Below are 14,213 nucleotides of genomic sequence, written 5' to 3'. Positions count from 1 at the left end.
CTTTGTTGATACGTCTTCGCGCGCTCGCTGGAACATCCTGGCGCACCAGACGCCGATGGCACAGTCGAGCGGCGTGCCGGTACGCTCGCCCGAAGATGGGCGATTCTGGACCGATGGCTGGGATGGCTACCCGCTGGCGCGCCGGCGCCTGTTGGACGCGCTGGTGAAAAGCGGCGCCGGCAATCCGCTGGTGCTGGCCGGCGACGTGCACACGTTTTATGCGAGCGAGCTGCGGCGCGATTTTCGCGGCCAGTGTCGACCTCGAATCCGACCGTCGCGCCCGAATTCTGCGGGACCTTGATCACGTCGAGTTCACGGCCGCAGGCCCGCACGCAAGAGAACGTCGAGCGTAATCCCCACATGCTGTACGGGCGCAGCGACCGCTGCGGCTACATGCTGCTGGAGATAACGCCGCAAGCGGCGAAGGCGCGTTTCATGGGACTGGACGATGTGCGCAATGCGCACTCGGGGCAGGCGCAGCTGGCGGCGTTCTCGGTGGACGACGGAGCGCCACGCGTCGAACGCGAGTGACGCTCCAGTCCCGCAGCGGCTTACGCCGGCTGCTTCTCGTCCCGCAGCTCGCGCCGCAAGATCTTGCCCACATCCGTCTTCGGCAGCGTGTCGCGGAACTCGATCAGGCGCGGGCGCTTGTAGCCGGTCAGCTCTTCCTTGCAGAAGTTCATCAGCGCCTCGACAGTCAATGAAGGGGCTTTCTTCACCACGTACAGCTTGACCGCTTCGCCCGAATGCTTGTCCAGCACGCCGACGCAGGCCACTTCCAGCACGCCCGGGTGCGAGGGCGACCACGTTCTCGCCTTCGTTCGGACACACATTAAAACCCGAGATCAGGATCATGTCCTTCTTGCGGTCGACGATGCGGGTGTAGCCGCGCTCGTCCATGATGCCGATGTCGCCGGTCTTCATGAAGCCGTCGCGCGTCATTACCTTGCCGTCTCGTCGTCGCGCTGCCAGTAGCCGGCCGTCACCTGCGGGCCACGTACGGCGATCTCGCCGGACTGGCCGAACGGCAGCGGCTGGTCCGCTTCGTCGAGGATCACGCGCCCAGCCCTTGCTCAGGCCCGCTCTTGCCCCTCTTGCACAGATCGCGAGAGTGCTTTGGCGACTATTTATGCACATGCTTATTGCTAAATCGCGTAGTGGAACTCCCAAAATTCTTGGTTATCGGGCTCTAGCTCGGCGTTGTATTCGTTCCGGAAATATTCATGCAGCTCTCCTTCGTCATCGGTCTCGACGAGACGGCTTAACTTATCCAAGTATTTCCGCAATTTTTTCAATTTGGCGTTGTCCCAATTGGGTCGATCGCCATCGTCAGTTGTCAATAAGTTATATCTGACTGCTTGAGCGAACGCTTCTCCGAATTCGCGATGATTTATTTGGTAAGGCTTTTGGTAGTAGTCGCATAAGATAAACTTGAGCACTTCGGCGCCACCCAAATTTTGGCGCATTGCCGAGATTTCCTCTAACAATTCTTCTGTCCTCTCGATGCGTCCATTGTCCGCAGATTCCACCTTGATCTTCTTTACCTCTTCGCGGTCTTTGACATTCTCGAGTTTCTTAACGTATTCCTTCAGTTTCGTATTTTCTGCATCATATTCGAGAAGCGCGGCTTCGGCCTCGCCGAATCGCTGCTTTAGTTCCGCGTATTCGGATGCCGTTACCTCCTTAGGGACCGACAGCTTTTCGAGCAGCGCCGGCAGTTTTTTGAGAAAAGCCCTCCTCTTTGTGTCCCATTTCGTGTTTGTAGTCCGCACCAGTTCGACCACGTTCTGCAAATAATCGCGCAACTCGTTATATTTTATGTCATCGTCTATCTTGGCCGCTTGGGTTGACGCGAGAACATCTTTCACGTCGGCATAGGTCAACGGCGGAACGAGAATTGGGAATTTCTTGTGAGATTTCGCCCACGCCGCCCCCATTTCGCAAAGGCAGAAATTGCTTTTGAAATAGCTTGGAGTAAGGAGAAGAATGACAACCTTAGGTTCTTGAATTTGCGACTTGATGAAATCGAGAAAATTTTCGCCAGTTGGTATTCCGTAGCCGTCAAGAGAGCTGCAAAAAATTTCGGCTTCGGGAACGCCCATGCCGTTCTCGAGAAATTCTACGAGGGCGGACACGAGCTCCTTGTCTTTTGTCGCATGGCTTATGAAGATGGATTTATTCAAAGATGGTCTCCGAACGTAAACGTGGGCGTGCGGGCGTAAAGAAACGAGCAGCTGTAGCATTTCGGCAAGTCGAGTTCACTCGCGGATTCAACTAGAGAGTCCGCTGCAGCACGGTCTCATACCGTTCATCGGCGTTCTGTCTAAAGCCGTCAGCGCCTTTCCCTTGAAGACCCAGAGCATTATCGCCATGCACCTCGACACAGTATGGACTGCGTCGCAGATTCTGAAATCGTCAATTTACAGAAATGCATCTGATGACGCAACGCTGTAGCGCTGCGCCCGGATGAGAGCTGTTGCGGAAAGGGTTTCCGTCAAGAAGACCTTTCGCATTCGTCGATGTCGATGTCGATGTCGATGTCGATGTCACAGATGATCGTACAGAGCGAGGTCGATTTCGAACTTGTTTCCCGCTACCTTTCGCTTGCCTTCCACGCGGAACGCGCACCCAATCGGTAGCAGCGCCTCTTCCTCTTCGGGAAAATAAGAATAATGTGAAATTATTCTAGCGGCTCTCTTGCCGTAGGTCGACAACGAACTTTTCGGCGTTATAGTAAATAATACATTTCCATTAATGCAGTTTAGTCGATTCATCGACAGGGAGGTGAAGGAGGACCAGACGAACTGCTCTCCGACGACGTATTTGTCTATGTCGCTTCTTGACATATTGGACCCACGGTAGACGACGCCGTGGTGCTCCTCCTCTTTTCGCAATATCGCGTTGAGATGCAGGATCCATGGAACTAGAGGATCGTCGCCCACATCCTTTCCAAGATTCCCCATTCGAAGCAGTTCATTCACGCGAGAATACAAGTCGGACGCCGCTGTATATTGTTGAATGATCGTCTTATTCATCTCCGCTTCGCTCTTGCAAGCGGAGATTTCATCATGTTGAATGTCGAACCCATGAGACTTCAGCCCGTGCAGAATTAGGTCTTTCACCCGTGGAAAATCGTTTTGCGCAGAGTAGTGGTCCTTTGACTTGTCAAAATACAGAGGCAAATAAAGCACATGCGCAGCCCAGTAAGCAAAATTGTGTTTCGTTACTGCTGTCTCCAATACAAAATTTTCGCACTCCCAGAACGAAAGATCCTCGCTAAAGGTTAATGGAGCAACTTCGCTGACACTAGATTTACTAAGTCTGTCTCTCATTGATCTCACCGGAAATATGGTCGCTTTTTTGAACGCAGTCAACTGCCGCCTATGCTTTTCTGCCCTGAAAAGAACATTAGGTCCTTTCCGAAGTTCACTGGCGTAACGGATGATGACGTGCGACCGTTTGAAACATCCGCCATTTCTAGGCCCGCAGCCCTGGCGGCGTTGAGAACCATCGGCGGAGCACGATCTGCAAGGCCAGCAGCGCACTCGCTCAGACGTGTTTAAGGCGCCTACCCAGTATACCGAAACCCTCTGTTGCCGACCGGTTCAGATCGAAGTTCGAGATCTCCTTCGCACTCGCGCCGAGACGCCAAGGGCCAGGTATGGCTACGTTTGCATCGGATTTTTCGCAGAGATAGGTATGGACGTAGCCAACATGGAAACCAGTTTTGCGACTCTAACCATGGGCATGGTTGGTTTGCAAGAACACTGATGACTACTAGGGATTCTATATGTCCATGGACTTTCCACTCGCGGGTGGCTGGAGTGGAGTCCCGACTCCACGCGTAAGGATGCGCCAACGAGACGCATGCACGCGTGGACACGGGTGTCCACCCTACGTGCCGTACGTCCAGTCCTCAGCCGACGAAATCCGGCTGCATCGCAGGCGCCGCCTGCACGAAGGCGTCCTGGCGCATGCAATGCCCGTATACCGCCATCACCCGCGTGAAGCGCGACAGGTCGCAGCCCATGCGCTGGGCGTTGGCTACCTGCGGCACCAGGCAGCAGTCGGCCAGGGTCGGCGTGTCCCCGACGCAGTAAGGTGCGGCCGGCAGCTTCTCCAGCAGGCGTTCGACCGCACCCAGGCCCTCCTCCACCCAGTGCGCATACCAGGCGTTCTTCTGCTCTTCGCTCACGCCGAGCGTGCCGGTCAGGTATTTCAGGACGCGGATGTTGTTGATCGGGTGGATCTCGCAGGCGATGGTCTGCGCGATCTCCAGCACCCGGGCGCGCAACAGGTCGTCCTCGGGCAGCAGGCGCGGCCCGGGGTAGCGGCGGTCGAGGTAGTCGATGATCGCCAGCGACTGGGTCAACGAGACCTCCCCGTCGACCAGCACCGGCACGATCCCGGCCGGGCTCAGGCCGCGGTGCGCGTCCTGGTTCTGCTCGCCGGCGCGCAGGTTGACGGCGGCGTAGTCGTAAGGCAGGCCTTTCAGGGCGAGCGCGATGCGCACCCGGAACGAGGTCGAGCTGTTGAAGAAGCTATGCAGTTTCATGTTTGATTTCCTGAGTTGAGGTTGCGTCCGCCGCTGGAGCCGGTGCCGCGCGGCCGTGTGCATATTTCCGCGCCATCGCAAAAATCGCCATGGACGCCAGCAGGGCCGGCAGCGCCAGCAGCAGGATGATCGCCGAGAAGCCCAGCCCGGCGCCGAGCAGCGCGCCGCCCATCAGCGAGCCGAGGATGGCGCCGCAGCGGCCGACGCCCAGCGCCCAGCTGACGCCGGTGACGCGGTTGCTGGTCGGGTAGAACGAGGCGGCCAGCGCGTTCGCGCCGACCTGCGAGCCGCTGATGCAAAAGCCCACGCCGGCCACCGCCAGGTTCAGCACCACGAGATCCGTGTACATGAAACCGATCAGGGCGATGAAGACAATGCTCGTCAGGTAGGAGACGGCGAGCACCCGGTAGGGGTTGTAGCGGTCCATCAGCCAGCCGATGGCGATCGCGCCGACGGTGCCGCCGACCTGGTACATGGCCGCCACCAGCGCCGCCTTGGCCAGCGGGAAGCCGGCGTCCTTGAACAGGGTCGGCAGCCAGTTGGTGAGCAGGTAGACGATCAGCAGGCTCATGAAGAAAGCCGCCCACAGGGCCAGCGTGCCGAAGCCGAGCTGGGGCGAGAACAGCTGCGCCACCGGCGAGCGTTTCGAGGTGGCCGGCGGCTCGGGAATGAAGAAGCTGGCGCCGCTGAGCGTCACGCTTGAGGCGCCCGGCGCGATGCGGCGCAGGATGGCCGCGATCTTGGCGCTGTCGGGCCGGCGCAGCACCAGGAAACGCACCGATTCGGGCAGCAGGAACCAGAGCAGGAAGGCGCAGCCGATCGGCAGGTAGCCGCCGAGCAGCAGCACGCTGCGCCAGCCGTAGTCCGGGATCATCTGCGCGGCCAGCAGGCCGCCCAGGCCCGAGCCGAGGGTGAAGCCGCAGAACATGATCGTCACCACCACCGACTTGCTGCGCTGGGGAGAATATTCGGAGGTGAGCGTGATCGCGTTCGGCATGGCGCCGCCCAGGCCGAGGCCGGTCAGGAAGCGGAACAGGGTCAGGGTGAACAGCGAATCGGCGTAGGCCGAGGCCAGGGTCCAGATGCCGAAGAACAGGACCGAGAGCACCAGGATGGCCTTGCGACCGATGCGGTCGCCGAGCGGGCCGGCAACAAAAGAGCCGACCGCGAGGCCGACCAGGCCGGCCGACAGCAGCGGCGCGAGCTGGGCCGGCGACAGGCCCCATTCGGTGCGCAGCGAGGGGGCGATGAAGCCGATGATGGCCGTGTCGAAGCCGTCGATGGCGATGATCACGAAACAGAGGAAGGCGACGAGGAACTGATAGCCCGAGAAGCGACCGGTATCGATCAGCTTCTGGACGTCGATGCGTGCTGCGGCAGACATGGGTACTCCTTGAAACGAGGTGGTGCTTGCATGTACAAAGGCCCGGGCAAGCCCGGGCCTTCATACGCCTTACCGTTTAAATCGGATAAATCAGCGAGTTCGGGATCATCTCGGTGTCATAGATGCACAGCCGCGATGCCAGTTTCAGCCCCTCGGGCGTGACCCGCACGCGGTCGAGGTAGCGGCCGACGTTGAACACCGTGGTCTCCTGGCTCAGCTTGGTGCGGAACACGGCGTAGTTGGTCTCGGCCTCGATCAGGTCGCCCTCGCGGCGCAGGATGCGCGGCAGGCCGACCACGTGGCGCTGGTAGTACGGGTCGTGGAACAGCGTCTCCTTGATGCCGTAGACGCGGTCGCGCAGCATGCCGCGGCTGAGCAGCGCGAGGGTGGCGAGCGGGAAGCCCCGCTCGTAGTTCTCGCGCGGCTGCACCTTGTACTCGCAGTCCTCGGTGAAGAACCCGACCCAGCGGTCCCAGTCCTGGGAATCGATGGCGGCCGCGTAGTCGGCATTCAGGGCGGCCAGCGCCAGATAGGTCTGGATGTCGTCTTTGTCAGTCATCTTCAATCCTCCATCACCTTGCGCCAGTAGCCGTACATGCCCCGGATCAGGGTTTCCGTCACCATGTGGTCGGTATTCTCTTCTCCGTAGCCGCCCAGTTCGGCGAGCGCCCGGTGGAAGGGTTTCTGCTCGAAGCCCATCTGCGACAGCTCGATCACCTCGCCGTCGTCGGCAGAGACGAAGCCGGCCGGTCCGAACAGGTTGGCCTGGATCAGGCGGCGCTCCGTCATCTCGGGCGTGTCGTCCTCGAAGCCGAAGTGGGTCCAGACGAAGTCGAAGGAGCCCTTGCCGTCCGGCTGGATGTGGCGGGTCGAGACGCTGTTGACCTGCTGCTGGAAGATCACGCTCGGGAACACCGTCATCATCACCGCGGTCGGGCCGCCCCACCAGTCCTCGGGCACGATGTCGAGCAGGCGCTTGTCCTCGATCTCCATGCTTTCCTTGAAGCTGGTGACGCCGGCCGTGACTTCGGACTTGGCGCCGCCGGTGCCGCGGGTCGAGACCATCGCCGCATGGCGGTGGTGCTCGTCCATCACCAGCTGCGACTTGTTGTCGGCGCGCCAGAGGCCATAGGTGACGAACCAGGTGTGCAGCAGGCCCGGATGGTAGGGGTCCTTGATGTTTTCCTGCATCAGCTTCCAGTTGCCCGGAATGCGCTGGCGGTTGTAGCCGAGGATCTTGAGCTGGCGGCCGTTGAACAGGCGGTCGAAATAACCGAGCATGTCCGGGCCCAGGTAGTCTTCCAGCGACTCCACCTCATGGTCGAAGGAGGCGAACACGACGCCGCCGCGCACCGCCACCTTCAGCTTGGTGAGACCGTGCTCCTCGGGCTTGAATTCCTTCGGCATGCCGCCCTGAACCTTGCCGTCCTGCTTGACGCCGCGCCGGAAGGGCACGCCCTGCAGGTCGCCATTGAGCTTGTAGTTCCACTGGTGGTAGGGGCAGACGAATTCCTTCTTCTTGCCGTGGCGCTCGCGGCAGAACTGCATGCCGCGGTGGGCGCACACGTTCTCGACCACGTTGATGGCGCCGTCCGCGCCGCGCACCATGATCACCGAGCGCTCGCCGACCACGGTGCGCTTGAAGTCGCCCTCCTCCGGCACTTCGGCTTCGAGGCCGATGTAGCACCAGTGGCCGTGGTAGAACAGGCGCTCGAGTTCGCGCTTGTGCAGTTCCTCGTCGGTGTACACCGCAAACGGGATGCGGCTGCTGCTTTCTTTCGATTCCCACACCGGGCGGATCGGGAATACGACTGGGGTGTCGCCCATGATGATTGTCTCCTCTACTCCAGTATTACCTTAGCCGGCCACGCGCACGCGGATCTCGCCCAGGCCGGCGATCGTGCCGACCATCAGGTCGCCCGGCTTGACCGAATTCACGCCTTCCGGGGTGCCGGTCATGATGATGTCGCCTGGTTCGAGCGTCTCGTATTCCGACAGGTAGGCGATCGACTCGGCCACCGACCAGATCAGCTTGGAGACGTCCGAGCGCTGGCGGTCTTCGCCGTTGACGGTGACGGCGATCTCGCCCTCGGCGATGTGGCCGACATCGGCGGCGCGGTGGACCGGGCCCATCGGCGCCGACTTGGCGAAGGACTTGCCGAACTCCCATGGCCGGCCCTTGTCGCGCGCTTCGAGCTGCACGTCGCGGCGCGTCATGTCCAGGCCGACGGCATAGCCGTAGACGTGGTCCAGCGCTGCTTCGACGGCGATGTCGGCGCCGCCCTTGCCGATCGCGACCACCAGCTCGATCTCGTGGTGGAAGTTGTTCGTCTTCGGCGGATACGGGATCGTCGTTTCCTGCGCGCCGCAGACAACCGTCGCGTTGGCCGGCTTCATGAAGAAGAACGGCGGATCACGGTCCGGGTCCTTGCCCATCTCGCGCGCATGGGCGGCGTAGTTGCGGCCGACGCAGAAGATGCGGTTGACGGGAAACTGCTCGTTGCTGCCGGCGACCGGCAAGCCGTACACCGGGGACGGCGCTACTGCGTATTCCATGTTGTTCTCCAATGAGGGGTTACTGTATTTTTTCTTCGCGCCACAGGCCGAGTGCCTGTTGCATGGGCCGGTCCGAGAAGCTGAACAGGATCGTGTTCGCCTGTGCCTGCAGGCGCAGCGTGTGCCAGGACGGCACGACGAAGATGTCGTTCGGACCAAAGGTATAGGTTTCGTCGCCGACCTGGGCGCTGCCCTCGCCTTCCAGGCAGACGTAGACGGTCGAGTCGGTGCTGCGGTAAGGCTGGCTCGCGAACCCTGCCGGCAGCAGCTGGGCAAAGGCGCCGATGGTCGGCATCGGCGAGGCGCCGGTGGCCGGATTCACGTAACGCAGCTTGTGGCCGAAGTGGGCGTCGGGCGCGGTGCGGGCGATGCCTTCGAGCGCTTCCTTCGTCTCGGCGAACGGATACACGAAGACCTTGGTCGGGTCGGACGGGGCCTGCTGGAGGTCGACCGGCACCATGTTGTGGCCGTAGCGCGCCAGCGCGTCGCCTTCCGGGCGCGCCGTCTGCTGCGACGCGGCGCTGCCGTGCTCGGCGAAGCCGGCGTCGAAGAAGCGCACGGTCGGGATGTCGAGGCCGTCGAGCCAGACCACCGGCTCGCTGCCGAGGTTGCCGTGGTCGTGCCAGGTCCAGGAGGGGGTGATGATGAAGTCGCCGCGGCGCATCGTGTGGCGTTCGCCGTCGACCGCGGTGTAGGCGCCCTCGCCGTCGAGCACCAGGCGCAGCGCCGACTGGCTGTGGCGGTGGGCCGGCGCGACTTCGCCCGGCATGATCAGCTGCAGGCCGGCATACAGCGACTGGGTGATCGAGGAATTGCCGCGCAGTGCGGGATTTTCCAGCACCAGCACGCGGCGCTCGGCCTCTTCGGCGGTGATCAGGCGGCCCGCTTCCATCACGTGGCCGCGCACCTCGCTGTAGCGCCACAGGGCCGGGGCCACGGGCGAGGTCGGCGCCTTCGGCACCAGGGCGCCGAGCACTTCCCACAGCGGGGTCATGTTGTCGCCGCCGATGCGCCGGTAGAACTCGGCGCGCTGTTCCTTCACGTTGTCCTTGTCGGCCAGCGTGCCGCTTGCTTGCATGTCCATCTGGTCTCCTTGTGTCATGCCGGCGCAATGGAAGCGACGGCAATGTCATACGGTCTTGCTATATCGGTTATGCGTTATTGGAAGAAAGTATAGGTTTTGCACTAAAATAAAAAAACAAAATCCCGTGAATCATCAAAATAGATTTTATGAATGTCGGAAATGAGATGCTGAACCTGAGAGACATCGACCTCAACCTGCTGGTGGTGTTCCAGCAGCTGTACAAGGAACGGCGGGTGGCGGCGGTGGCCGAGACCCTGGGGCTGACCCAGCCGGCCGTCAGCAATGCCCTGGCCCGCCTGCGCAAGATGCTGGGCGACGAACTGTTCCTGCGCACCGGGCGCGGCATGGAGCCCACGCCCTATGCCAGCTACCTGGCCGAGCCGATCGCCAATGCCCTGGCCTCGATCCGCGACACGCTCGAGCGCCAGCTCGAATTCGACCCGGTCGCCAGCGAGCGCACCTTCACGCTGGCCATGACCGACCTCGGCGAAGTCCACTTCCTGCCGCGCCTGATGGGCAGGCTGGCCGAGGTCGGTCCCGGCGTGACGATCAGCACCGTGCGCAATACCAGCGTCAACCTGGGCGACGAGCTGGAATCGGGCCGGGTCGACATCGCGATCGGCCTGTTGCCGCAGCTGAAGGCAGGCTTCTTCCAGCGCCTGCTGTTCCGGCAGCGCTATGTGTGCATCTTCCGCAAGGGCCACCGGCTCGACCGGGGCAGCATGTCGCTCGACGATTTCGAAGGCGCCCAGCACGTGGTGGTGGTGGCCGGCGGCACCGGGCACGCGATGGTCGACGAGACCATCGCGCGGCGCGGCATCCGGCGCAACGTGCGCCTGAGCGTGCCGCACTTCATCGCCCTCGGCAACATCCTCTCCAGCACCGACCTGATCGCCACCGTGCCGGAGCGCTACCTGCGCGAAAGCATGGCGCCCTTCAATCTGACCTACCTGCCCTTGCCGGTGCCGGTGCCGGAGTTCGACGTCAACCTGTTCTGGCATGCGCGCTTCCACAAGGAACCGGGTAATCAATGGCTGAGGAATGTGATCGCGGAGCTGGCGATCTAGGATGCACCGGGCGACCGCTCTCGCCGAAGGGCGTTACAATTTGCACACCATCAGCGGCAGCGCCCTTGCGCGCGCGCACCTCAAGGTTTCACGCCCGAATAACATGAATCATTTCCTGCATACCGGCGCCCAGGCGGGCTGCGGAACGTCCCGTGGACGATAGCCGCGCCGACCTGGCGCACAGCGGTCCGCTGGCCCGCCTCAAGGCGCTACTGTTGGCCCAATGGCGCCAGCTGCTGGTCTTCCAGAAGAGCGAGCGCAGCTGGCAGATGCCGCTCGCGGCCGCGCTCTCGTCCGGCCTGCCGCTGGTGGCCGGCGCCTGGTTCGGCCAGATCGGGTACGGCCTGGTCGGCTCGATCGGCGGCCTGGCCTTCCTCTACCTGCCGGTGACGCCCTTGTCGCACCGGATGGTGGTGATCATGGCCTGCTCCTTCGGCATGCTGGCCTGCTACGCGCTCGGGCTGGCCAGCCAGCTGGTGCCGCCGCTGATACTGCCGACCCTGGTCTGCATCACCATCCTGGTGACGATGATGTGCCGCCTGTACAACGTCGGGCCGCCCGGCAGCCTGTTTTTCGTGATGGTGGCCTCGATCGGCGCCTACTCTCCGGTGGCGGTGCCGGAATGGCCGCGCATGGTCGGGCTGTTCGCCCTGGGCTGCATGGTGGCCTGCCTGGTCGGCTTCGTCTACAGCCTGTTCATGCTGCGAAAAATCCCGCCCAAGCCGCCCTACGCGGGGCCGCCGCCCGCCTTCGACTTCGTCGTGGTCGATGCGCTCATCATCGGCCTCGCGGTCGGCGTCTCGCTCGCCGTGGCCCAGGCCTTCCAGCTGGAAAAGCCGTATTGGGTGCCGGTCAGCTGCCTTGCCGTGATCCAGGGAGCGAGCCTGCGGGCGGTCTGGACCAAGCAGCTGCACCGCGTGATCGGCACGGCGGCCGGCCTGCTGCTGTCCTGGGGCCTGCTCTCGCTGCCGCTCGGCCAGTGGGCGATCGCAATGGCCGTCATGCTGCTCACTTTCCTGATCGAGTCGCTGATCGTGCGCCATTACGCGCTGGCCGCGACCCTCATCACGCCGCTGACGATCCTGCTGGCCGAGGCAGCGACCCTCGGCCACACCCCGGCCGCGCTGCTGATCCGCGCGCGCTTCCTCGACACGGTGCTCGGCTGCGCGATCGGCCTGGGCGGCGCCGCCTGCCTGCACAGCCCGCGCCTGCGCCACAGGCTGGGCGTCCTGCTGCGGCGCATGTTGCGCATTCCCCTTCCAGGAGCGAATCCATGACACCATCCCGCATGCCCGCCGCCTTCATCGGCCACGGCAGCCCCATGAACACGCTGGAGTCGAACCGCTACACGCAAGCCTGGCGCCGCTTCGGACAGGCCGTGCCGCGCCCGCGCGCCATCCTGGTCGTCTCCGCGCACTGGTTCATCGGCGGCAGCGCCCTCACGGCCATGGCGAACCCGCGCGTGATCCACGATTTTTATGGTTTTCCGCAGGCACTGTTCGACTTCGACTATCCGGCGCCCGGCGCGCCCGACATCGCCGAGGAAATCGCCGCGGCCGTGCGTCCCGGCGCCGTTGCCCTCGACCGCGACAGCTGGGGCCTGGACCACGGCACCTGGTCGGTGCTGGCCCACATGTTCCCGCAAGCGGACGTGCCGGTGCTGCAGTTGTCGATCCATGCCGGCGAGGACATCGCCTACCACGTCGATCTCGGCCGGCAACTGGCGCCGCTGCGCGAGCGCGGCATCCTAATCGTCGGCAGCGGCAACGTGGTGCACAACCTGCGCCTGGTCGAACGCAGCATGCCTGACACCGCCTTCGACTGGGCCGCCGACTTCGACGCCCAGGCCCGGCAGCTGATGACCGCCAGTCCGGGCGCACTGGCCCGCCTCGCCAGCCACCCGGCCTACCGGTTGGCGGTGCCGACGCCGGAGCACTTCCTGCCGCTGGCCTACCTGGCCGGCCTGGCCAGCGCGGCCGGCGAAGGCGCACAGGTGCTGGTCGAGGGCGGCGTGATGGGCGCGCTGACCATGACCAGCTTCGTGCTCGGATGCGATCCCGCCATGGCAGGCACCGGCGGCGGCGCGGCGGCGCCGATTCCCGGCGGGATCGCGCCGCAGGACACGAATACCTGAGGAGCAACCGGGAAGTCGATGGGCTCGAGGGAGCGGCCGGCGCAGGCCCGACGCCAGGGTTAGCAGGCGGCGCGCGGCGCCGCCGGGCTATCGGTCAAGGCGCCTTGATCTCGCCCTTGAAGTGGCCCTTGAAGACCATCTCGGACAAGGCTTGCCTTTGCGACGGGGTTTCGCGTTTTTGCAGGGCTTCCGGCAAGGCGGCCGCGTCGCCCTGGTAGCCGATGGCGACGGCGGCCTCGACCTTCAGATTATCGGGCAGGCGCAGCACCAGCGGCACCTTGTCGAACTCGATGCCCGCCATGCCGTGCGCCACCAGGCCCATGCTGTGCGCCTGGAGCGACAGCGACATGAAGGCCGAGCCGGCGTCGAAACTGTGGGTGGGAATCTGGCGCGTGCCGTCGAACGAGGTGATCGAGGTGATGAAGATCAGCGCTCCCGCGTCCTTGGCCCAGCCTTCGTTGAAAGGCACCAGCAGGCTGAGCAGCGTGTCGAACTCGGGCTCACCGCGCACGCCATAGAAAAAGCGCCAGGGCTGCAGGTTGGACGCCGATGGCGCCCAGCGCGCCGCCTCCAGGACGGTCAGGACCTGTTCCTGCGTCACTGGACGATCGGCAAAGGCGCGCGGCGACCAGCGCTCGACGAACTGCCGGTCGATGGGGTAATCGGGTGTGCGGGTGCTGCTCATGCTGGTTCCTTCATGGTGAGGGTGGGACGATCCAGCATTATGCACTTTGCACAGCGGCTCCCGCCCCAGGGAAGAAATGTTATGGATCTTGCTCGGTGCGGCCGCTTCGCCTTTGGGAACGCTGGACGCGCTCGCCCCTCCCCCTGGGACACCGAAGCGGTATTGGCCGTTCCGGAACGCGCCTGTCGTGCCGGTTTGCCGATCGAGCGTTCGATCGCACCAGGCCGCTAACGCCGCATTTTGTTCCTTGGTGCGCCCAGCACCCGGCGTGCCACGCCGGCATCGACCTTCATCAGATGCATGAACACATGGGCGAGCCGGACTCCAAACACATCGCGGACTATCTGCGACTTGTACACCAGCTTCGACATCCGCTGATCGCGGCGGTCGTAGCCGCGCTCCTTGCCTGCCTGCGGATCGCCTGTCACCGTAGCGCCTCCGGATAGCGCACGACAGCGCGATGGCGATGTCTGCCGGAGGGAAAGGTCGCCGCAAGAACGGAGGTGGGCCAGTGGAAGGGGGACAGGCGCTGGTCGCGTTGTTTCATTTGAAGGGTTTAGGAAGTCAGCCAGCCCTTGATTACAAAGGAAACGCCGCTTGGTCGCCAGCCGAGAGTTGTAAGGGACGTTACAAGATGTCACGTTCCCATCGAGCCGCTGCCGGTCAACCGGAAAGCCGATTGAGCGACGGACCGCGAACATCTGGGTGCCAGGAAGCGCGCCTTTGCCTGGTATCCGAACAAACCGGG

At 63.1% G+C, this 14,213-nt stretch carries 15 protein-coding genes and 1 pseudogene; 5 read left to right on the top strand and 11 right to left on the bottom strand.

Annotation, left to right across the window (positions count from 1 at the left end; translation table 11 throughout):
* Positions 1–55 precede the first annotated feature (55 nt).
* Positions 56–301, top strand: a complete 246-nt coding sequence (locus tag ACFPAH_RS09790) for an alkaline phosphatase D family protein (RefSeq protein ID WP_379744176.1) — start codon at positions 56–58, stop codon at positions 299–301.
* Positions 298–531 (top strand): hypothetical protein, encoded by a 234-nt coding sequence (locus tag ACFPAH_RS09785; protein ID WP_379744174.1) that lies wholly within the window; start codon positions 298–300, stop codon positions 529–531. Before ACFPAH_RS09790 ends, ACFPAH_RS09785 begins: the two co-directional genes overlap by 4 nt.
* A 20-nt stretch (positions 532–551) precedes the next feature.
* On the opposite strand, the pseudogene ACFPAH_RS09780 reads toward ACFPAH_RS09785, so the two are convergent.
* From ACFPAH_RS09780 to gtdA, 9 genes and pseudogenes are all read right to left on the bottom strand, one after another.
* Positions 552–1,031: pseudogene (locus tag ACFPAH_RS09780) on the bottom strand (AMP-binding enzyme); the annotation flags it as partial.
* 114 nt (positions 1,032–1,145) lie between these two features.
* Positions 1,146–2,183 (bottom strand): toll/interleukin-1 receptor domain-containing protein, encoded by a 1,038-nt coding sequence (locus ACFPAH_RS09775; protein WP_379744172.1) that lies wholly within the window; start codon positions 2,181–2,183, stop codon positions 1,146–1,148.
* A 363-nt stretch (positions 2,184–2,546) separates the two neighbouring features.
* Positions 2,547–3,332, bottom strand: a complete 786-nt coding sequence (locus ACFPAH_RS09770) for an ADP-ribosyltransferase domain-containing protein (RefSeq protein WP_379744170.1) — start codon at positions 3,330–3,332, stop codon at positions 2,547–2,549.
* A 584-nt stretch (positions 3,333–3,916) separates the two neighbouring features.
* Positions 3,917–4,555, bottom strand: coding sequence for a maleylacetoacetate isomerase (gene maiA, locus ACFPAH_RS09765; RefSeq protein ID WP_379744168.1), 639 nt, complete (start codon positions 4,553–4,555; stop codon positions 3,917–3,919).
* Complete coding sequence (locus ACFPAH_RS09760) at positions 4,542–5,939, bottom strand: MFS transporter (RefSeq protein ID WP_379744166.1); 1,398 nt, start codon at positions 5,937–5,939, stop codon at positions 4,542–4,544. Before ACFPAH_RS09760 ends, maiA begins: the two co-directional genes overlap by 14 nt.
* Before the next feature lie 76 nt (positions 5,940–6,015).
* Entirely contained in the window at positions 6,016–6,498 is a 483-nt protein-coding gene (locus ACFPAH_RS09755; protein WP_379744164.1) for an aromatic-ring-hydroxylating dioxygenase subunit beta, read from the bottom strand.
* A 2-nt stretch (positions 6,499–6,500) separates the two neighbouring features.
* Complete coding sequence (locus ACFPAH_RS09750) at positions 6,501–7,766, bottom strand: aromatic ring-hydroxylating dioxygenase subunit alpha (protein ID WP_379744162.1); 1,266 nt, start codon at positions 7,764–7,766, stop codon at positions 6,501–6,503.
* Between the two features lie 30 nt (positions 7,767–7,796).
* Positions 7,797–8,495, bottom strand: a complete 699-nt coding sequence (locus tag ACFPAH_RS09745) for a fumarylacetoacetate hydrolase family protein (protein WP_379744160.1) — start codon at positions 8,493–8,495, stop codon at positions 7,797–7,799.
* A gap of 19 nt (positions 8,496–8,514) precedes the next feature.
* Positions 8,515–9,573, bottom strand: coding sequence for a gentisate 1,2-dioxygenase (gene gtdA / locus ACFPAH_RS09740; protein WP_379744401.1), 1,059 nt, complete (start codon positions 9,571–9,573; stop codon positions 8,515–8,517).
* A gap of 173 nt (positions 9,574–9,746) precedes the next feature.
* Between gtdA and ACFPAH_RS09735 the strand changes: the two genes are divergently transcribed.
* From ACFPAH_RS09735 to ygiD, 3 genes are all read left to right on the top strand, one after another.
* Complete coding sequence (locus tag ACFPAH_RS09735) at positions 9,747–10,646, top strand: LysR family transcriptional regulator (protein ID WP_379744399.1); 900 nt, start codon at positions 9,747–9,749, stop codon at positions 10,644–10,646.
* Positions 10,647–10,798: 152 nt separating this feature from the next.
* Positions 10,799–11,923, top strand: coding sequence for an FUSC family protein (locus ACFPAH_RS09730; RefSeq protein ID WP_379744158.1), 1,125 nt, complete (start codon positions 10,799–10,801; stop codon positions 11,921–11,923).
* Positions 11,920–12,780: a 4,5-DOPA dioxygenase extradiol gene (ygiD, locus tag ACFPAH_RS09725; protein ID WP_379744156.1), complete on the top strand. Its 861-nt coding sequence runs from the start codon at positions 11,920–11,922 to the stop codon at positions 12,778–12,780. The genes ACFPAH_RS09730 and ygiD overlap by 4 nt, the downstream gene beginning before the upstream one ends.
* A gap of 94 nt (positions 12,781–12,874) precedes the next feature.
* On the opposite strand, the gene ACFPAH_RS09720 is transcribed toward ygiD, so the two are convergent.
* Together ACFPAH_RS09720 and ACFPAH_RS09715 are read right to left on the bottom strand one after the other, a co-directional pair.
* The gene (locus ACFPAH_RS09720) at positions 12,875–13,465 is read right to left on the bottom strand and encodes a nitroreductase family protein (protein WP_379744154.1); all 591 of its coding nucleotides are present in this window, start codon (positions 13,463–13,465) and stop codon (positions 12,875–12,877) included.
* A 227-nt stretch (positions 13,466–13,692) separates the two neighbouring features.
* The gene (locus ACFPAH_RS09715; protein ID WP_379744152.1) at positions 13,693–13,893 is read right to left on the bottom strand and encodes a hypothetical protein; all 201 of its coding nucleotides are present in this window, start codon (positions 13,891–13,893) and stop codon (positions 13,693–13,695) included.
* Between the last annotated feature and the right edge of the window lie 320 nt (positions 13,894–14,213).

Origin of the sequence: Massilia sp. GCM10023247 (assembly GCF_042653325.1) — a bacterium.
In the GTDB taxonomy this organism is placed as follows: Bacteria; Pseudomonadota; Gammaproteobacteria; order Burkholderiales; family Burkholderiaceae_D; genus Telluria.
This window is presented reverse-complemented; position numbering and strand designations above follow the sequence as displayed.